The 18,383-nt window shown below is 67.1% G+C and carries 15 protein-coding genes and 1 pseudogene; 7 read left to right on the top strand and 9 right to left on the bottom strand.

The window, feature by feature from the left end:
- Positions 1–1,175 precede the first annotated feature (1,175 nt).
- The 3 genes and pseudogenes from ACGLHR_RS14850 to ACGLHR_RS14840 all read right to left on the bottom strand — a co-directional run.
- Positions 1,176–1,298, bottom strand: a pseudogene (locus ACGLHR_RS14850) (IS630 family transposase); the annotation flags it as partial.
- Between the two features lie 200 nt (positions 1,299–1,498).
- Positions 1,499–2,299, bottom strand: coding sequence for an ethanolamine ammonia-lyase subunit EutC (eutC, locus tag ACGLHR_RS14845; RefSeq protein WP_400094767.1), 801 nt, complete (start codon positions 2,297–2,299; stop codon positions 1,499–1,501).
- An 18-nt stretch (positions 2,300–2,317) separates the two neighbouring features.
- Positions 2,318–3,700, bottom strand: coding sequence for an ethanolamine ammonia-lyase subunit EutB (locus tag ACGLHR_RS14840; protein WP_400094765.1), 1,383 nt, complete (start codon positions 3,698–3,700; stop codon positions 2,318–2,320).
- 188 nt (positions 3,701–3,888) lie between these two features.
- On the opposite strand from ACGLHR_RS14840, the gene ACGLHR_RS14835 reads away from it, so the two are divergent.
- Positions 3,889–4,926, top strand: coding sequence for a hypothetical protein (locus ACGLHR_RS14835; RefSeq protein ID WP_318231437.1), 1,038 nt, complete (start codon positions 3,889–3,891; stop codon positions 4,924–4,926).
- 69 nt (positions 4,927–4,995) lie between these two features.
- Here the strand turns inward: ACGLHR_RS14835 and ACGLHR_RS14830 are convergent, their stop codons facing one another.
- A complete protein-coding gene (locus tag ACGLHR_RS14830; protein ID WP_400094763.1) occupies positions 4,996–5,721 on the bottom strand; it encodes a FadR/GntR family transcriptional regulator in 726 nt (241 codons plus the stop codon).
- A gap of 130 nt (positions 5,722–5,851) precedes the next feature.
- Between ACGLHR_RS14830 and ACGLHR_RS14825 the strand changes: the two genes are divergently transcribed.
- From ACGLHR_RS14825 to ACGLHR_RS14810, 4 genes are all read left to right on the top strand, one after another.
- Entirely contained in the window at positions 5,852–6,640 is a 789-nt protein-coding gene (locus ACGLHR_RS14825) for a (Fe-S)-binding protein (RefSeq protein WP_400094761.1), read from the top strand.
- Positions 6,637–7,359: a lactate utilization protein C gene (locus tag ACGLHR_RS14820; protein WP_400094760.1), complete on the top strand. Its 723-nt coding sequence runs from the start codon at positions 6,637–6,639 to the stop codon at positions 7,357–7,359. The genes ACGLHR_RS14825 and ACGLHR_RS14820 overlap by 4 nt, the downstream gene beginning before the upstream one ends.
- A complete protein-coding gene (locus ACGLHR_RS14815; protein ID WP_400094758.1) occupies positions 7,356–8,825 on the top strand; it encodes a LutB/LldF family L-lactate oxidation iron-sulfur protein in 1,470 nt (489 codons plus the stop codon). The genes ACGLHR_RS14820 and ACGLHR_RS14815 overlap by 4 nt, the downstream gene beginning before the upstream one ends.
- A gap of 262 nt (positions 8,826–9,087) precedes the next feature.
- Positions 9,088–10,821, top strand: coding sequence for a lactate permease LctP family transporter (locus ACGLHR_RS14810; RefSeq protein ID WP_400094756.1), 1,734 nt, complete (start codon positions 9,088–9,090; stop codon positions 10,819–10,821).
- Positions 10,822–10,839: 18 nt separating this feature from the next.
- On the opposite strand, the gene ACGLHR_RS14805 is transcribed toward ACGLHR_RS14810, so the two are convergent.
- From ACGLHR_RS14805 to ACGLHR_RS14790, 4 genes are all read right to left on the bottom strand, one after another.
- Complete coding sequence (locus ACGLHR_RS14805; RefSeq protein ID WP_400094754.1) at positions 10,840–11,991, bottom strand: CaiB/BaiF CoA transferase family protein; 1,152 nt, start codon at positions 11,989–11,991, stop codon at positions 10,840–10,842.
- 68 nt (positions 11,992–12,059) lie between these two features.
- Positions 12,060–12,515: a PaaI family thioesterase gene (locus ACGLHR_RS14800; protein WP_318231442.1), complete on the bottom strand. Its 456-nt coding sequence runs from the start codon at positions 12,513–12,515 to the stop codon at positions 12,060–12,062.
- 229 nt (positions 12,516–12,744) lie between these two features.
- A complete protein-coding gene (locus tag ACGLHR_RS14795; protein WP_400094752.1) occupies positions 12,745–13,725 on the bottom strand; it encodes a Bug family tripartite tricarboxylate transporter substrate binding protein in 981 nt (326 codons plus the stop codon).
- A 119-nt stretch (positions 13,726–13,844) separates the two neighbouring features.
- Positions 13,845–15,665: an acyl-CoA dehydrogenase family protein gene (locus ACGLHR_RS14790; RefSeq protein WP_400094750.1), complete on the bottom strand. Its 1,821-nt coding sequence runs from the start codon at positions 15,663–15,665 to the stop codon at positions 13,845–13,847.
- 118 nt (positions 15,666–15,783) lie between these two features.
- On the opposite strand from ACGLHR_RS14790, the gene ACGLHR_RS14785 reads away from it, so the two are divergent.
- Positions 15,784–16,662, top strand: a complete 879-nt coding sequence (locus tag ACGLHR_RS14785; RefSeq protein ID WP_400094748.1) for a LysR substrate-binding domain-containing protein — start codon at positions 15,784–15,786, stop codon at positions 16,660–16,662.
- 288 nt (positions 16,663–16,950) lie between these two features.
- Here the strand turns inward: ACGLHR_RS14785 and ACGLHR_RS14780 are convergent, their stop codons facing one another.
- The gene (locus ACGLHR_RS14780) at positions 16,951–17,250 is read right to left on the bottom strand and encodes an antibiotic biosynthesis monooxygenase family protein (protein ID WP_400094747.1); all 300 of its coding nucleotides are present in this window, start codon (positions 17,248–17,250) and stop codon (positions 16,951–16,953) included.
- 247 nt (positions 17,251–17,497) lie between these two features.
- On the opposite strand from ACGLHR_RS14780, the gene nadC reads away from it, so the two are divergent.
- Positions 17,498–18,334 carry a carboxylating nicotinate-nucleotide diphosphorylase gene (gene nadC / locus ACGLHR_RS14775; protein WP_400094745.1) on the top strand — a complete coding sequence of 279 codons (837 nt, stop codon included), beginning with the start codon at positions 17,498–17,500 and terminating at the stop codon, positions 18,332–18,334.
- Positions 18,335–18,383 lie beyond the last annotated feature (49 nt).

Below are 18,383 nucleotides of genomic sequence, written 5' to 3'. Positions count from 1 at the left end.
CTTGCCCCATCTGCCCTCCCATGTTGCCTTAGCGATACGCGCCTGAAGTCGTTTCACGTCGGCCGCGATGTGCGACCAGTTTGCCTGCTCCCACATCCGTGCCGGGTGCGAGGACGCACCAGCCGCGCTCGCTTGCACGTCGCTCGCCGTCATCTGCTCTTCCCCGTATAACGATTAGTCAAGGTTCTCTCGCCATGAATGACCCTGCGGAAGTCTGCCCACTTTCGTGTCGGGCAATGTTGCAGCCCGTATCCCGGCCATTACAGCCGGGCGTTCGCTTTCTCCGCATTCCTTTACCCACAGCACCAGCAGCGTTCCTTACGGTTCGCCTGCCGTCGCCGGCAGTGCTATGGGCTTACCCTGTTCCGCATGAATCTCCGAGCGGGGCGGACCCTTCCTCTTCGCCGGCGGCTGGTTGTCCATGGTGGCCCAGTATTCAAAGACCACTCCTCACCGCATACCGTTTTGGTTCAAGCCTGTCAGCACGTTTGGCTTGTCAAAGATCACGACGTTTATCAGAAGTTCACATGTGTTGGTCGTACCCACTCATCCCTTGCTCCTCTCCGCCTTCGCGCTGGCAGATTCCGCTTCGCCTCGCGGCTGGGCGTACCGGTTATCCGGCGGCTACGTTGTCCCCAGAGCTTCATACCGAGCTGTTACCGGCTCCGCATGTCTGGGTAGGGAACGGTTGATGGAACAACCGGTTTCGTCAGGTCATACGTTCTCCTGTGAAACAGAAATTCAGGCGACTTTCAGGTCGCACGAACACATGCTTTGCAATATCCAGCCCAAATGTCATAGCATTCATTTCGGGTCCCTCCGTTCCTGTAGTGGTGGTGACATCTTCCACTCTGGCACATTGCGATGCCGTTCGGTCTGGAGGGCCCCCCTTCTCGTCAGGCTTTTTTTGCCCGACCCACACTACCGTTTCGGCTCCTCGCGCTCCACTGCGGGGACGGGGCGCGTTCATACCATCTTTTCTTTACGAGTAAAGAAAAGTGACATCTCACACGTTCTAAAACGGCCAACACCGTACAGCCGCGACAGCAGCTAGAAGCGCCAAAACACGTCCAGCCCATCAACCATCAAAGCCGCCCAGCCGCGCAAGCAGCCAGAAGCATCAAAACCCCGCCCTAAAGAGACACCCCCGCGTCAGCGGGCTAGTGCCCTGTTCCCAAAACGATGCATGCCCGCGCAACCAGCGACGCCGGGATACTCCGCGAACGCGCCATCGAGGCAAGTTGAGACCGCTCGTCTTCGCTCAACACCAGATCCAGCTTCGGTCGTCCCATTGGCATGTTGGCATCTCCCGTATCGTCGATACCAACATCCTACAAAAATATAGATCCGTTAACAACGGAACGGAACACTAGCAGGGATGCGATCAGCGGGCTCTTGTGCTTCATGGCGATTTCTTCTTCTTCGTTGTTGTGATGCGACGGCAAAACGGCACGGCAATGCCCGGCCGCCGGCGTGATCGGCCGGATCGGTCGGTTTCTCAGTCAGTGTTCGTGCCGGACGCCGGCAGTGCGCTCGCCGCCGGCTCGGGCAGCGCCGCGTGCTCGCTGTCGTCCTTCAGGTCCACGCCGCTGCGCCCCAGCGCCAGCGCGCCGCGCAGCAGGAAGGCGAGCTTGTCCGCGGCCGGCGCATAGGGCAGCCCTTCGGGCCGCACATTGGAGATGCAGTTGCGCTCGGCATCGCTGCGGCCGGGCCGCGGGTCATAGGTGAGATAGATGCCGAGACTGTCCGGCGAACTCAGCCCGGGCCGCTCGCCGATCAGCATCACCACCTGGCGCGCGCCAAGCAGGTGGCCGGCCTCGTCGCCCAGCGCCACGCGCGATTGTTCGGCCACCACCACCGGCCCGATGCGCCAGCCCGGCAGGCGTTCGCGGACATGCAGCAGCAATGCCACGCCGTGGCGTTCGGCCGCGAGCGCGGATAGACCATCGGCAATCACGAACACCACGTCGGGCGGCTCCGCCGGGCGTGCCTGCGCCAGCCGCGCACGGCTGGCTTCGTCAAGCTGGCGCCCCAAGTCTGGGCGGCGCAGGTAATGCTGGCGATCCGGCGCGGCGCTGTGCGCGGCCACGCTGCTGAATCCCGCATCATGCAGCGCCCGCTCGATGGCCTCGCGCGCGAGCGGCAGGTGCACGGCATCGCGCGCTTGCGCATGCGCCAGCCCGAAGGCAAGCACGGCCTGCGTGGTCTGGCTGTGGCCGGCGCGGCCCAGCGCGATACGCGCGGCGGTGAACTGGCGCAGGCGCTGCCAGGGGTTGTCTTGGACCAGTTTGCGGTTCATGGCGTCATGGCCTGGGGCTCACAAGCCGTGCGCAAGCTGCAGCAGCGGCTGGCGCTCGGCAAGCTCAAGCAGCCGCCCGTCCTCGCCGAAGATGCCCATGGCCTGCAGCCAGGCCTCGAACTCCGGCGCGGGCCGCAGGCCCAGCGTGTCGCGCAGGTAGAGCGCGTCATGGAACGAGGTGCTCTGGTAGTTCAGCATGATGTCGTCGGCGCCGGGCACGCCCATGATGAAGTTGATGCCGGCCACGCCGAACAGCGTCAGCAGCGTATCCATGTCGTCCTGGTCGGCCTCTGCGTGGTTGGTGTAGCAGACATCGCAGCCCATCGGCACGCCGAGCAGCTTGCCGCAGAAATGGTCTTCCAGACCCGCGCGGATGATCTGCTTGCCGTCGTAGAGATACTCCGGGCCGATGAAGCCCACCACGGTATTGACCAGTAGCGGCGAGAACTCGCGCGCCACCGCGTACGCCCTTGCCTCCATGGTCTGCTGATCCACGCCGTGGTGCGCGTTGGCCGACAGCTCGCTGCCCTGGCCGGTCTCGAAATACATCACGTTGTTGCCCACCGTGCCGCGCGCCAGGCCTTGCGCGGCGTCGTGCGCCTCGCGCAACAGCGCCAGGCTGATGCCAAAGCCGGCGTTGGCCTGCTCGCTGCCGGCCACCGACTGGAACACCAGGTCCACCGGCGCGCCCTGCTCGATAGCGCGCAGGGTATTGGTAACGTGGGTCAGCACGCAGGACTGCGTGGGCACGTCGAAGCGGCAGCGCAAGTCGTCGACCAGGCGCAGCAGGGTGACGATGGCGCCGAGGTTGTCGGTCGCGGGGTTGATGCCGATGGTGGCATCGCCGCAGCCATAGAGCAGGCCGTCGATCATCGAGGCGGCGATGCCCCGGGCATCGTCGGTGGGATGGTTGGGCTGCAGCCGCACGGACAGATGCCCGGGCAGGCCGATGGTATTGCGAAAGCGCGTGACCACCCGGCACTTGCGCGCCACCGCGATCAGGTCCTGGTTGCGCATCAGCTTGCTGACCGCGGCCGCCATCTCCGGCGTGATGCCCGGCGCCACGCGTGTCAAAGCGGCGAAGTCGGTCTCGTGGAGCAGCAGCCAGTTGCGCAGGTCGCCCACGGTAAAGGACGCGATCTCGCGAAAGGCGAGGCCGTCATGGCGATCGAGGATCAGGCGCGTGACTTCGTCCTCCTCATAGGGCACCAGCGCTTCGGCCAGGAAGTGCGCCAGGGGCACCTCAGCCAGCGCCATGCGCGCGGCCATGCGCTCCTCCTCGCTGGCGGCCGCGAGCCCGGCCAGGTAGTCGCCCGAGCGTGCCGGGCTGGCCTTGGCCAGCAAGGTCTTGAGATCGGCGAAGAGATGCCGCCGCGAGGCTACGGTGTGGGCAAAGGTCATGGGATCGGTCTCGGTCAGCTGGCGGGCCCGCGCACAGCCCGATCATAGCAACCACGGGCGTCCATTGTCGCCCTTGGGCGCTTGCCTTCGCCGGCGGCGCATCGGACAATCGAGCGCCGTACAATGCACAGATGCACAGACACCCGGCCGTGCACCCGACGGCGCGGCCCCCCAATGCAGGAGACTTGATGAATCAACCCGATCCGCCACGCATACCCCGCTTGCCGGACGTAAAGTGGTTCAGCGTCACCACCGCCGCTTACATCCTGACCGCCCTGGCGCTCTGGGTGGTGATGCAGGCCAACCTGGTGGCGGCGCTCCTGGCGGGCCTGCTGCTGTACTCGCTGGTGGATGTGCTGGCACCCAAGCTGGTGCGCCTGCATCAGCGCCACGACGCCCTGGCGGTGGCGATTCTCTCCGCTGTCACCCTGCTGGGACTCACGCTTGGGGGCTGGGCGCTGGTGCGCTTTGTCAGCGGCGACGGCAATACGCTCGACACCCTGCTGATCCGCACGGCCGACATCATCGACAAGTCCCGCGCCCAGCTGCCGGTATGGGTCAGCGACGCGCTGCCGCGCGGCGTGGATGAGCTGGCCAATGCCCTGATTGACTGGCTGCGCGAGCACGCGCAGATGGCCCAGAAGTTCGGCGCCGAGGTGCTGCGCAGCCTCGCGCACATCCTGATCGGGCTGGTGATCGGCGCCATGGTCGCGCTGTACCGCGCCATCTCCAAGCCGAACCGCAGGCCGCTGGCCTCGGCGCTGGTGGAACGCGCCCGCAACCTGCAGCTGGCGTTCTCGCAGTTCATCTTCGCCCAGGTACAGATCTCGCTGATCAACACCGTGCTGACCGCGATCTACCTGCTGGTGGTGCTGCCCCTGTTTGGCGTGCACCTGCCCCTGACCAAGACGCTGGTCGCCCTCACCTTCCTGGTGGGGCTGCTGCCGGTGCTGGGCAACCTGGTGTCGAACACGGGCATCGTGGTGGCCTCGCTATCGATCTCGCTGCCCATGGCGATTGCCTCGCTGTTCTACCTGGTGGTGATCCACAAGTTCGAGTACTTCCTCAACGCGCGCATCATCGGCGCGCGCATTAATGCCGCGGCCTGGGAGCTGCTCACGGTGATGCTGCTGATGGAGTCTCTGTATGGCGTCCCCGGCGTGATTGCCGGGCCGATCTACTACGCCTATCTCAAGCGCGAGCTGTCGGACAAGGGCCTGATCTGACACCTGACGTCACCGGTAGGACCAATTCACGCCAATTCACACCAATTCACGCCGATCAAGCGCCCGGCTTCAGGCGCTTGCCCCCTCTCCTTGCTGCTCCACCCGGCTGCGCACAAAGTCGATATGCGTCTGCATGGCGGTGCGCGCCTCCTCCGGCCGGCGCGCGCAGATGGCCTCGCACAGCGTGCGGTGTTGCAGCAGCAGTAGCGCGGAGGCATCCTCGTCCTGCAGCCGCAGGCCCGTGCCGTTGATGGTGATGTGCTCGCGCAGCATGCCGATCACGCTGGTATGCAGGTGCAGGAACATGGTGTTGTGCGAGGCCTGGGCAATGGCCTCATGCAGCTTGGCGTCAGCCTGCGCCTCGGCGGCCGTGTCGTCTTGCTGGCGGGCGGCTTCGAGCGCGCGCAGCAGGCCACGGATGCGCTTGAGATCCGCGGCATCCGCGCGCAGCGCGGCAAAGTAGGCGGTAGCGCCCTCCAGCACCCGGCGAAACTCCAGGATATCGTCGCGCAGCACCGGGTGGTCCGCCACCAGCTGGCGCCATGGCGAGGCAAAGCCGGTGCGCAACTGCTCGGTGACGAACACGCCGGCGCCCTGCCGGCTTTGCAGCAAGCCCCGCGCCGCCAGCCGCTGGGTGGCCTCGCGGATGGTGTTGCGCGCAACGCCATATTGCTCGGCGAGCAGCCGCTCCGCGGGCAGGCGGGCGCCAGCCTGCCAGGTGCCGTCCAGCATCGACGTTTCCAGTTTCCGCATGACCTCTTCCACGCGCCCGCGCGCCTGCCTGCCCGCCGCCATCCTCTCGCTCCGGAATCCTTGCCCGCGCCCAACTGGTCCAACCAATTTGAACTGGCGCGCGTCTCGCGGAATTATGCGCTCAAACAACGGCCGGCCCGACAGCCAGGCGGCCGCCCCCACGGAGCGAGACATGAAGCAAAGGCGCTATCCCCCTGCCCCGGCCCAGGCCTACCTGTTCGCCACCTGCCTGGTCGACGTGTTCGTGCCGCAAGCCGGCCTGGACACGGTGCGCCTGCTGGAGCGCGAAGGCCTGGCCGTGCACTTCCCGCGCGGACAGAGCTGCTGCGGCCAGCCCGCCTATAGCAGCGGCAACCCGGAGCAGGCCCGGACGGTGGCGTTGGCCCAGCTCGACCTGTTCGCCGAACCGTGGCCGGTGATCGTACCCTCGGGCTCGTGCGCCGGGATGATGCGGCACCACTGGCCGCAGCTGTTCGCGGACGATCCCGTGGCCGGCCCCAAGGCCTTTGCGCTGGCCGAGCGCGTATTTGAGCTGAGCGAATTCCTGCTGCATGTGCTGAAAGTCCGCTTCGACGTAAGCGGCGTCGCCGGCCAGCCGCCCGAGACCGTGGTGCTGCACACCTCCTGCGCGGCACGTCGAGAAATGGGTACGCGCGACCATGGCGTGGCCCTGGTCGACGCCCTGCCGGGCATCACCCGTGCCGAGCATCAGCGCGAGTCCGAGTGCTGCGGCTTTGGCGGCACCTTCTCGCTCAAGCATCCCGATATCTCGGGTGCGATGGTGCAGGACAAGATCGCCTCGGCCTGCGCCACTGGCTGCGATCGGCTGGTCTCCGCCGACTGCGGCTGCCTGCTCAATATCGGGCACGCGGCCAGGCACCAGGGCGCGCCCCTGCCTGTCGAGCATCTCGCCACCTTCCTGTGGCGGCGTACCGGCGGCGGCGCCAAGGAGCAAGCATGAGCGCACTGAACGCCCGCGAGCGCATGCTCGGCCGGCTGCGCGCGGCCACGGCCACGGCCACGCCCACCGCCGCTTCCACCGCGGATACCAGCCAACTGGATGCGCGCATCGCTGCACACTACGACGCCCGCCGCGAGGCGGCCTCCCCCGCCGAGCTGGCGCAGGCCATGCAGGCTGCATTGGGCGCCTCTCACGCGCTGGCCTGGTGCGCGAGCGCCGAGGCCTGGCCCGCGCAACTCGCGGGCAGGCTCGCCGCCGCCGGCGTGCGCCGCCTGCTGCTGGACCCTGCTGCCGAGGAAGGCGCGGCACTGATGGGCGCCTTGCCCGGCACCGTGGCGCCGCTGTCTTACGACCGCCCCATCGAAGACTGGAAAGCGGAGCTATTCGACACCGTGGACGCAGGCTTCACGGTGGCGCTCTCCGGCATTGCCGCTACCGGCACGCTGGTGCTGGCGCCCGACACGCAAACGCCGCGCACGGTCTCGCTGGTGCCGCCGCTGCATATCGCGCTCGTGTACGCCGAGACGCTGCATCCGGACCTGCATGCCGCCGCGCGCGCCGAGCGCTGGAGCGCTGGCATGCCGACCAACCTGGTACTGGTATCCGGCCCATCCAAGACCTCGGATATCCAGCAAACGTTGGCCTACGGCGCGCATGGCCCGCGCGAGCTGTGGGTGATCATCGTGACCGGCAGCGCCGGGACGGGAGCCGCGCAATGAGTACGCAAACCACCGCCCAGGCCGCCGCCAAGCCCCTGCACTTCGTGCCCTCCGCGGATTTCAAGGCGCGCTCGCGCGCGGCGCTGGACGACCCCAAGCTGCGCAGCAGCTTCCGCGGCGCCATGGACTTCCTGCAGGCCAAGCGCGCCGTGCAGTTCCCCGACGGCGATGAGCTGGAGCAGCTGCGCGACCTGGGCGAAGCGATCCGCCAGCACGCACTGTCGCAACTGCCTGACCTGCTGGTGCAGCTGGAGGACAAGCTCACCGCGGCCGGCGTGCAGGTGCACTGGGCCGAGACCGCGGATGAAGCCAATGCCATCGTGCACGGCATCGCGCAGGCGCGCCAGGCACGCAGCGTGATCAAGGGCAAGTCGATGGCCAGCGAGGAAATCGAGCTGAACCATTACCTGGCCGAGCGTGGCATCGACTGCATCGAGTCCGACATGGGCGAGTACATCGTGCAGCTCGCGGGCGAGAAGCCGTCGCACATCGTGATGCCGGCCATCCACAAGACGCGCGGCGACATTGCCGAGCTGTTCGCGCAGCATATCCCCGGCACGCCCTATACCGAAGACGTGGACGAACTGATCCAGACCGGCCGGCGCGCGCTGCGCCAGGCGTTCGTGAACGCCGACATCGGTTTGTCCGGCGTGAACTTTGCCGCCGCCGACACCGGCACGCTGTGGCTGGTGGAGAACGAGGGCAACGGCCGCCTGTCCACCACCGTGCCCGATGTGCACATTGCCATCATGGGCATGGAGAAGGTGGTGGCCAGGCTCGAGCACATCGTGCCGCTGGCCAGCCTGCTGACGCGCTCGGCCACCGGGCAGGCCATCACCACCTACTTCAACCTGATCTCCGGCCCGCGCCGCGCGGGCGAGCGCGATGGCCCGCGCGAGGTGCACCTGGTGCTGCTGGACAACGGCCGCAGCCAGGCCTACGCCGACGAGCAACTGCGCGCCACGCTGCAATGCATCCGCTGCGGCGCCTGCATGAACCATTGCCCGGTGTACACGCGCATCGGCGGCCATGCCTACGGCACCACCTACCCCGGGCCGATCGGCAAGATCATCTCGCCGCACCTGCTCGGGCTCGATGCCACGGCGGACCTGGCCACTGCCTCCAGCCTGTGCGGCGCTTGCGGAGAAGTGTGCCCCGTGCGCATCCCGATTCCGCAACTGCTGATCCGCCTGCGCACCGAAGCCAACCGCAATCCGCACGAACAGGTGGCAAATCCGCTGCGCGGTCAGGGCGCCAAGTTCAGCCGCGGCGAACACCTGGTCTGGCGATTCTGGAGCGGTGCGTTTGCGCATCCGCTGACCTATCGGCTGTTCCGCTGGGCGGCCACGCGGCTGCGTGTGCTCACGCCAAAGCGGCAGCTCGGGTGGACACGGCATCGCGCACCGCTGACGCCCGCGCCGCGCAGTTTGTCCGATTTGCTGCGCGAACGCGGACAGGCTGAGTAGACAAGAACGAAAGCCATGACGCCCGAGCGCCATTTCGCGCTGGCGTAGCACCCCTCTCCCGCGCAGCGTATGAGGGGTTGTGGGAGAGGGCGGGCCTTCGCAAGAGCGACGCGTATCACTTCGAGCGAGCGCCCGCCCTCTCCCCCGGCCCCTCTCCCACTGCGTGGGAGAGGGGAGCAAACCGACGGCAAGTTAGAACGACTGCAACACAACAAATCGCCCCAAGAATCCATTCAAACGCAATCCCCGGAGGAGACCCACCTTGCAACCTTGGACCCAGACCTACACGCCGCTAGGCAGCCTGTGGCTGTCCGCGCTCGCGGCTGCGCTGCCCATCCTGTTCTTCTTCCTCGCGCTGGCGGTGCTGCGCATGAAGGGCCACGTGGCCGCCGCCATCACGCTGCTGCTGTCCATCGGCGTGGCCATCCTTGCCTACGGCATGCCGGTGCCGCAAGCGCTTGCCGCCGCGGGCTTCGGCTTTGCCTACGGCCTGTGGCCGATCGCGTGGATCATCGTGACCGCGGTGTTCCTCTACAAGATCGTGGTGAAGACCGGGCAGTTCGACATCATCCGCGCGTCCGTGCTGGCCATCACCGATGACCAGCGCCTGCAGATGCTGCTGATCGGCTTTGCCTTCGGCGCCTTCCTGGAAGGCGCGGCCGGCTTTGGCGCGCCGGTGGCGATCACCGCTGCGCTGCTGGTCGGCCTCGGCTTCAACCCGCTCTATGCGGCGGGCCTGTGCCTGATCGCCAATACCGCGCCCGTGGCGTTCGGCGCCATGGGCATTCCGATCATCGTCGCGGGCCAGGTGACGGGCATCGACGCCATGCACATCGGCGCGATGGCGGGCCGGCAATTGCCGCTGCTGTCGCTGGCGGTGCCCTTCTGGCTGGTGTTCATCATGGACGGCAAGCGCGGCGTGAAGGAGACGTGGCCGGCGGCGCTGGTGACCGGCGTGAGCTTTTCGGTGACGCAGTATTTCACGTCGAACCATATCGGGCCGGAGTTGCCGGACATCACTTCGGCGCTGGTAAGCCTGGTATCGCTGACGCTGTTCCTCAAGGTGTGGCAGCCGAAGCGCGCAAGCCACCGGGCTGGCGGCGCGGTGAAGGCCGGCAGCGGCTGTGCGGCAGCACTGGCGCGCATGGGTGGCGGGCTGGCAAGCGGTGCGGGAGCCTTTGGCAATGGTGCGGGCGACAACCGCCGTGCCTCGCCTTACACCGTGGCGCAGACCGTGCGCGCGTGGGCGCCGTTCGGCATCCTCACCGCCATTGTCACGGTATGGAGCCTGCCGCCGTTCAAGGCGCTGTTCGCCGGCAGCGGCGCGCTGGCCGGGTGGGTGCTGAAGTTCCATGTGCCGGCGCTGGACCAGCTGGTGATCAAGGCCGCGCCGATCGTGGCGCAGCCCAAGGCGTACGAGGCCGTGCTCAAGCTCGACCTGGTATCGGCGGTGGGCACCGCCATCTTGCTGACCGCGCTGATCTCCGCCGTGCTGCTGCGCATGAAGCCGCGCGATGCGCTGGCCACGTTCGGCGAGACGCTGATGGAGCTGCGCCGCCCGATCCTGTCGATCGGGCTGGTGCTGGGCTTCGCCTTTGTCGCCAACTACTCGGGCATGTCGTCGACGCTGGCGCTGCTGCTGGCCGGCACGGGCGCGGCGTTTCCGTTCTTCTCGCCCTTCCTGGGCTGGCTGGGCGTGTTCCTGACCGGCTCGGATACGTCGTCCAATGCGCTGTTCTGCTCGTTGCAGAGCACCACCGCGCACCAGATCGGCGTGTCCGACACGCTGCTGGTGGCGGCCAACACCACCGGCGGCGTGACCGGCAAGATGATCTCGCCGCAATCCATCGCGGTGGCCTGCGCGGCCACCGGGCTGGTCGGCAAGGAATCCGAGCTGTTCCGCTTTACCGTGAAGCACAGCCTCCTGTTCGCGGTGATCGTGGGCATCATCACCATGCTGCAGGCCTACGTGTTCACGGGGATGATTCCCCACTGAGCGGGCACAGCCTCCTCCTTACTCGCTATCGTTGGCGGCGTCGCGCGGCAGGAACCGGTCGCCCTCGGCCAGCGGCGCGTAGCGGTAGGTGGCAGGCGTGCGGCTGAGCTTGACGGGCGAACCCAGGCCCTTGTAGCCGTCCGCCATCTCCACCACCATCTCGCGGTGCACGGTGTGCGGATGCTGCAAGGCGTCTGCCACCGACAGCACCGGCGCGCACGGCACGCCGGCGGCCACCAGCGTATCGGCCAGCACCTTGCCGTCGAGCTTGCCCATGCGCGCTTCCAGCTCGACCTTGAGCGTGGCGCGGTTGACCGAGCGCGCGCCAGCGGTGGCGTAGCGCTCGTCATCGGCAAAGCCCGCCATGTCCAGGTGCTCGCACAGGATACGGAACTGGCGATCGTTGCCGACCGCGAGGAAGACCGGGTCGGTGGCGGTGGCGACGGTGTCGTACGGATAGATGTTCGGGTGGGCGTTGCCGGTGCGGGTCGGCTCCTTGCCGCTCATGAACCAGTTGGCCGCGTGCGGGTGCAGCAGCGACAGGCCCGAGTCGTACAGCGCCGCCTCGACAAACTGGCCGCGCCCGCTGCGCTCGCGCTCCTGCAGGGCCAGCAAGACGCCCAGCGCGGCGTTCAGCCCGGTGACCATATCCACCACCGGCAAGCCCACGCGCAATGGATCGCCGCCGGCCTCGCCATTGATGCTCATGATGCCCGCCATGGCCTGGATGGCCGCGTCGTAGCCGGGCAAGCCACCCAGCGGGCCATCCGCGCCAAAGCCGGAAACCCGGCAGTGCACCAGGCGCGGGAAGCGCGCCGACAGCGCATCAAACCCAAGCCCCCATTTTTCCAGCGTGCCGGTCTTGAAGTTCTCGACCAGCACATCGGCGTCCGCCAGCAGGGCGAGCAGCACTTCGCGCTCGGCATTGGCGGTCAGGTCCAGCCGCATCACGCGCTTGTTGCGGTTCAGGCCGAAGTAGTACGAGGCCACGCCGTCCTTGAACGGAGGCCCCCAGGTGCGGGTGTCGTCGCCCTGTGGCGGCTCGATCTTCAGCACGTCGGCGCCATGGTCGCCAAGGATCTGGCCGCAGAACGGCCCGCCCAGGATGCGGGAGAGATCGACCACGCGGATGCCGGCGAGCGCGCCGGGCGATACAGGGAGTTTGCTCATGAGAGGGGTTCCGTAACTGCGGCGATGAACGTGTGTCGATAAATGTGCGTCGATAAACGTGGGTTGGCTCAGGCGGCCGGCGCGGGCGTGCGATCGAGCAGCTTGAAGGTGCCGGTGGCCAGCGCCAGCAGCTCGCCCTGGGCGTCGCGGATCTCGCCGCGCGCGAAGCACAGGGAACGGCCGCGGCGCTCGCACCAGGCGGTGGCGGTAAGCTCGCCACGCCCGGGCGCGGTGAAATGCACCGACAGGTCGATCGTGGCCACGCCAAAGCGCCGCGGATCGTGGCCGCGCGCGGCGCAGGACAAGGCGCAATCGAGCAGCGTAGCCAGCGCGCCGCCGTGCACGTCGCCGCGGCTGTTGGTGTGGTCCGGGTGGTAGGCCATGCTCACGCGCGCCTCTTTGGCGTTGATGTGCACGCCGGTCAGGCCGAACACGCGGGCCATGGGCATCGGCAGGGCAAACAGCAGGCCCGGGGCTTCACCGGCAAATTCGTTGACGGGTGCGGGCGGGGAGAGATCGGTCATGGACGGCAGGATCGGTTGGGGGCGGTCGTGGAAGGAGGGAACGAAGGGCTGCCGCAAAGGCAGATCGGGCACCGCAACGTTGCAGTGCCCATGAACGGCCCGTCATGCCATGAGATCATCTGATCATCGGATGGACGGAAAACGCACGCCCGTTCGCAAACATCGATACTACCGCTGAACCGGCCATTTTTCCTAGCCTCGCTGGCTCGCTGGCGAGCGCGGCGCTGGCTCAGTCCAGTTGCGCGCCCGACTTTTGCACCACGCCGCGCCATTTGGTCACCTCGGCCTTGACGAAGCTGCCGAGCTGCTCGGGCGAGGTCGACGGCGGCAGTTCCAGGCCTTGCGCCTGCAGGGTCTTGCGCACTTCGGGCTGCTGCAGGGCATCGGCAAAGGCGTGGTTGAGCTTGGCGATGACCGCCGGCGGCGTGCCGGCCGGCGCGACCACGCCGAAGAACACCGAGACATCGAAGCCGGGCACGCCCTGCTCGGCCACGGTAGGCACATCGGGCAGCGCCTGCGAACGGGCCTTGGTGGTCACGCCCAGCACGCGGAACTTGCCGCTCTTGATAAAGGGCAGCGCGGTCAGCACGTCGGTGAAGCTCATGCTCACCTGGCCGCCAAGCAGGTCGTTGAGCGCGGGGCCGGTGCCCTTGTACGGAATATGGCGGAAGTCCGTGCCGGCCAGGTTGTTGAACAGCACGCCGGCCAGGTGCGAGGACGCGCCATTGCCCGAGGAGGCATAGGTCAGCTTGCCCGGATTGGCCTTGCCGTAGGCGATCAGCTCGCTCACGGTCTTGGCGGGCACCGAAGGGTTCACCACCAGCACGTTGGGCAGCTGCCCGATCTGGATGATCGGCGCGAAGCTCTTGACCGGGTCGTAGTTGATCTTGCGGTACAGGCTGACATTGATCGCCAGCGGGGCCGAGGTGCCGAACATCAGCGTGTAGCCATCCGGCTCCGCGCGCGCCACGGCTTCGGCGCCGATGTTGCCGCCGGCGCCGGCTCGGTTTTCCACCACCACGGTCTGGCCAAGGCTGCCCTTGAGCGCGGACGCCAAGGTGCGCGCCATCACGTCGGTGGGGCCGCCGGGCGGGTAGGTCACGATCATCATGATCGGCTTGGACGGGAAGTCCTTCTGCGCCAGCGCGGGGGCGATGCCCACGCAGAGGGTGCAGGCGGCGACAGCGGCGAGGCGTTGCCAGAGGGTCATGGTTGTCTCCTGATATTGGTCTGTTAGGTCGGTGTCCACCCGGCGGTCGGCGCCGTGGTGAAGTGTGCGGCGCCGGCTTCTGGCGGCGCCGCGCACGGCTATGTCATGCCCTTGCGGGATCAGAACAGGTTGACCTGCTCCACGGCCGTGGTGGCGTCCACGGCGCCATCCGCCGGCGGCGCAATGGTGTCGGCCAGCCAGTCGGGCTCGGCCTCGCCTGCCAGCGGATCCTGCGGCAGCACGCGATGCAACAGCACCAGCTGCGCCAGGCGCATGCGGCGCACGGAACCGATGCGGCCCGCTTCCCAGGCCATGGCGACCGCGCTGGTCACGTGGTACAGGCCGGAAGCGGCCTGGCGGGCCAGCACGTCGCCATCGGCGCCGGCTTCGGCGGCGCGGGCGGCCAGCGTGGTGGCACGCGCGATCGCGGCGGTGAAGGCGGCGCGCGCGCCGGCATGCATCGGCGTGGCTTGCAGCAGGCCGGCCAGGTGGGCCTCGAGCACGGGCAGCGCGCCTTCGCGGCGGATCGCACGCAGCACGTCGAGGGCGACGATGTTGCTGGTGCCTTCCCAGATCGAGCCAAGATGCGCGTCGCGCACCAGGCGCGGGTCGCTCCATTCCTCGATATAGCCGCAGCCGCCGCGCATTTCCATGGCGTCGCCGGTGACCTTGCGCGCATCGCGGCAGGCGCGGAACTTGATCAGCGGCGTGAGCACGCGCATCAGCGCATAGGCATCGGCCTCGCCAGCGTCGGCGCGGCGCAGCGCCTCGGCCGTCTGGAACACCATGGTGCGGGCCTGCTCGGTGGGCAGCGCGAGCTTGAGCAACTGGCGGCGCATCAGCGGCATGTCCAGCAGGCGCTTGCCAAAGGCCCGGCGCTCGCGCGCGATGAACTGGCCCTCGGACAAGGCGCGGCGCATCAGGCCGGCCGCGCGCACGCCGTTGGACAGGCGCGAGTTGTTGATCATGTCGGCCATCTGCACAAAGCCCCGGCCGAGCTCGCCCACCAGGTAGGCATGCGCGCCTTCCAGGCGGATCTCGCCGCTGGCCATGGAGCGCGTGCCGAGCTTGTCCTTCAGCCGGATGATGCGGTAGTGGTTGGCGCTGCCATCGGCCAGCGTGCGCGGCAGCAGGAACAGCGACACGCCCTTGATGCCGGGCGCGGCCTCGCCGTTTTCATCCTCGACGCGGGCCAGCACCATCGCCAGCGCGGCGTCCGGGTTGGAGCAGAACCATTTGTCGCCCGACAGGCGCCAGCCGCCTTCGGCCTGCGCATCGCGCGCGGCGCGGGTGGTGGTGGTGGCCACGTCGGAGCCGGCGCCCTGCTCGGTCATGAACATGGCGCCCTGGTACAGGTCCTCGAAGACCTGCGTGGTGAGATTGGGCAGGAAGCGTTCGACCACCCCCGGATCGCCAAACTTGCGCAAGGTGCGGGTCAGCGAATCGGTCATCGACAGCGGGCAGCACAGGCCGAACTCGGCCTGCACGAACAGGTAGGTCAGCGCGTACTTGGCCGCGGCCGGCATCGGCTTGTCCCAGCCCAGCACGCCGCCACGGTGCGACGCCGCCGCCAGGCCGAACTCGGAAAATGCGACCCGCTCCAGCTCCACATAGGCCGGATGCTTCTCGATGTGCTGCGCGTCGATGCCCGTTCGGGTACGGTGCGACAGCGTGGGCTTGTTCTGGTCGGCGGTATGCGCCAGCGTGTCCAGCATGCCGCCGGCCATCGCACCCATGCGATCGAGGTGGGGCAGCAGGTGGGCGAACAGGTCGGGCGGGAGGTAAAGCGGCAGCAACGCGCGCAGGTCCGGGTCGCTGGCAAACAGGTTGACGCCTTGCTGGTCCGGCACCGGATGCGCGGGCGTGGCCGAGGGTGCGGGAACGGCTGAAGTGGCCGATGTGACCGAAGAGGCAGTTTGGCGCGCTGCGCTGGTCTGCATGAGGTGTCTCCTGTGTTTGCCGGCATGTAGCGCCGGATACTTTGTCTGCATTATTCAAAGTCCGGCGATTCGTGTCTAATTCTAAAATTGGCTTGGTCCATATATTTTTTATATCGCCATGGAATTCCGTCACCTGCGTTACTTCCTCGTCCTCGCCGAAGAACTCCACTTCGGCCGGGCCGCCCGCCGCCTGTCGATCTCGCAGCCGCCGCTGTCGCTCAATATCCAGCAGCTGGAAGCCTCGGTAGGCGCCCGCCTGTTCGAGCGCGACAGCCGTGGCGTGCGCCTGACCGCCGCCGGACGGGCCTTCCGCGAATCGGCCAGCGCGCTGCTGGCCCAGGCCGAAGAGGCCCGCCTGCTGGCGCGCGAGATCGAGGCCGGCGCCGTCGGGCGGCTGCGCATCGGCTTCGTCGGCTCGATGCTGTACCGCGGCCTGCCCCAGCGCCTGCGCGAGTTCCAGGCGGCCTACCCCGGCATCCAGGTAGCGCTGACGGAACTCAACTCACAGGAGCAGATCGACGCGCTGCTGCATGATGGGCTGGATGCCGGCTTTATCCACACCAACCGTGTGCCCGACGAGCTGGCCACCGCGCTGGTCCATAGCGAACCCTTCCTGTGCTGCGTGCCGCATGACCACCCCCTGGCGCGCCAGGCCACCGTGGCGCTGAGCGAGCTGCGCGGCGAGCCCTTCGTGCTGTTCTCCCGCAAGGCGTCTCCCGATTACTACAACCGCATCTTCGAGATGTGCGCGGCGCAGGGCTTCTATCCGCAGATCCGGCATGAGGTGCGGCACTGGCTGTCGGTGGTGTCCCTGGTATCGCAAGGCACCGGAGTCGCGCTGGTGCCGGCGGCGCTGGAGCGATCGGCAATGGCGGGGGCGGTGTTCCTGCCGCTGGCGCAGGCGACGGTGCCGTCGGAGGTGTATTGCGTGTGGAAGGCGGGGGCGGACGAGCCGGCGCGCGACCGCTTCCTGGAGAAGATGCGGGATGAGGGATAGGGAGGCAAGCAGGAAGAGAGCCGGGCTTTTCCGGCTCCCCCGGTTTCTGGCGTCCGTGATCCGGGCTTGAGCGCACGCCGTGGTGCTGAGCTCCAGGGTTTCAGGGTAAACCCAGGCCCACAAAGAAAATGCCACCTGCTTTACCGGCAGGTGGCATGTCAAATACGCATGGAACGGGGTGTTCAGCGTGCAGGCAGCTTACCCGCTGCACTTTCCCCTACCAATAACGCAATTGCGTTATTCGGGCCCCTACTCAAGCGGGGGGAGGATTGCCCCGCCAGCCCGGATTCAGAACCCCTCCACCGCCACGCTCACATGGCCCACGTCGGGCGCCGCGGCGAAGTAATCGCCAACCAGCTTGCGCCATTCGGCGAAGTCCGCGGATTCGCGGAAATCCACCATGTGATTCTCGACCGTCTCCCACTTGACCTCAAGCGTGAAGTTCGAGGGATTTTCGATCGACCTGAGCAGCCGCATGGCGTGGCAGCCACGGGCGCGCTTGAAGAGCGGCGCCGCCTTGGCGACCGCTGCCTCGAAGTCCGACTCCATACCCGCTTTGATCTGGAACTGCGCTATTTCGAGAATCATGTCTTGTGCTCCGTATGTGCGTGTCAGGAAGGCCGGGGCCTGGCCCGGTCGTGCGTCGACATGCATTTTATGCCAGGCCGGGACATCGCGCGTGGCCGTGAAATTATTCTTAGATGTCGAACTTTACTTGACAAGGCCACGGCAAATGCTAGGATTGCCGTACGTACTTCGATATCTAAGTATTTTTCGCATTCACCTCAAAACCGCGACACCAACCCACCGGACCCCCGGAACCCTGGAGCCAAGCATGTACGACCAATTTGCAACCGACAAGCTGATTGACCTGTGGCTGACCGAAGACATCGGCGCCTGCGACCTGACGGTCCACACCATGATCGAGAAGGGCGAGACGGGTTCGTTCTATATGAATGCGCGCGAGCCGATGCTGATCGCCGGCGTGGACGTGGCCGCCCGCGTGTTCTCCCGCTACGACCCGTCGTTGCATGTGGACGTGCGCGTGGGCGATGGCGACAAGGTCGCCAAGGGCGCCATCCTCATCGCCGTGAGCGGCTCCGCGCGCAGCGTGCTGACCGCCGAGCGCACGGCGCTGAACATCATGCAAAGGCTGTGCGGGATCGCCAACCATACCGCCCGCTACGTGGAGGCGATTGCCGGCACCAAGGCCCGCCTGATCGATAGCCGCAAGACCACGCCGGGGCTGCGCGTGCTGGAGAAGCACGCGGTGACCTGCGGTGGCGGCCTGAACCACCGGCTGGGGCTCGATAACGGCGTAATGATCAAGGACAACCATATCGCCGTGTGCGGCAGCATTGCCGCCGCCGTGGAACGCGCGCGCCGGCAGTTGCCCGTGCTGACCAAGCTGGAAGTGGAATGCGACCGGCTGGACCAGGTGCATGAAGCCCTGAAGGCGGGCGTCGACGTGATCATGCTGGACAACATGTCCGTGCCCGACATGCGCGAAGCCGTTACCATCGTCAACGGGCGCACCAAGGTGGAGGCGTCCGGCGGGATCAACCTCGAGACCATCCGCCCCATCGCCGAGACCGGCGTTGACTACATCTCCACCAGCAAGATCACCCAGTCCGCGCCGGCCGTGGATATCGGGCTGGACGATGCGGTGTAACGATGCGGTGTAACGGTACCGTGTGAGCGGGAGTCACTCCTTCCCGCTA

The organism is Cupriavidus sp. CuC1, assembly GCF_044627735.1.
Classification (GTDB): domain Bacteria; phylum Pseudomonadota; class Gammaproteobacteria; order Burkholderiales; family Burkholderiaceae; genus Cupriavidus; species Cupriavidus ulmosensis.
The sequence above is the reverse complement of the archived record's forward strand: the minus strand, read 5'-3'. Positions and strand labels throughout refer to the sequence as shown.

What these genes read in the sequence shown, in the direction of transcription:
- eutC (WP_400094767.1), bottom strand. Translation starts at nt 2,299, where the DNA reads ATGAACCGCAAACTGGTCCAAGACAACCCCTGGCAGCGCCTGCGCCAG.
- ACGLHR_RS14840 (WP_400094765.1), bottom strand. Translation starts at nt 3,700, where the DNA reads ATGACCTTTGCCCACACCGTAGCCTCGCGGCGGCATCTCTTCGCCGAT.
- ACGLHR_RS14835 (WP_318231437.1), top strand. Translation starts at nt 3,889, where the DNA reads ATGAATCAACCCGATCCGCCACGCATACCCCGCTTGCCGGACGTAAAG.
- ACGLHR_RS14830 (WP_400094763.1), bottom strand. Translation starts at nt 5,721, where the DNA reads ATGGCGGCGGGCAGGCAGGCGCGCGGGCGCGTGGAAGAGGTCATGCGG.
- ACGLHR_RS14825 (WP_400094761.1), top strand. Translation starts at nt 5,852, where the DNA reads ATGAAGCAAAGGCGCTATCCCCCTGCCCCGGCCCAGGCCTACCTGTTC.
- ACGLHR_RS14820 (WP_400094760.1), top strand. Translation starts at nt 6,637, where the DNA reads ATGAGCGCACTGAACGCCCGCGAGCGCATGCTCGGCCGGCTGCGCGCG.
- ACGLHR_RS14815 (WP_400094758.1), top strand. Translation starts at nt 7,356, where the DNA reads ATGAGTACGCAAACCACCGCCCAGGCCGCCGCCAAGCCCCTGCACTTC.
- ACGLHR_RS14805 (WP_400094754.1), bottom strand. Translation starts at nt 11,991, where the DNA reads ATGAGCAAACTCCCTGTATCGCCCGGCGCGCTCGCCGGCATCCGCGTG.
- ACGLHR_RS14800 (WP_318231442.1), bottom strand. Translation starts at nt 12,515, where the DNA reads ATGACCGATCTCTCCCCGCCCGCACCCGTCAACGAATTTGCCGGTGAA.
- ACGLHR_RS14795 (WP_400094752.1), bottom strand. Translation starts at nt 13,725, where the DNA reads ATGACCCTCTGGCAACGCCTCGCCGCTGTCGCCGCCTGCACCCTCTGC.
- ACGLHR_RS14790 (WP_400094750.1), bottom strand. Translation starts at nt 15,665, where the DNA reads ATGCAGACCAGCGCAGCGCGCCAAACTGCCTCTTCGGTCACATCGGCC.
- ACGLHR_RS14785 (WP_400094748.1), top strand. Translation starts at nt 15,784, where the DNA reads ATGGAATTCCGTCACCTGCGTTACTTCCTCGTCCTCGCCGAAGAACTC.
- ACGLHR_RS14780 (WP_400094747.1), bottom strand. Translation starts at nt 17,250, where the DNA reads ATGATTCTCGAAATAGCGCAGTTCCAGATCAAAGCGGGTATGGAGTCG.
- nadC (WP_400094745.1), top strand. Translation starts at nt 17,498, where the DNA reads ATGTACGACCAATTTGCAACCGACAAGCTGATTGACCTGTGGCTGACC.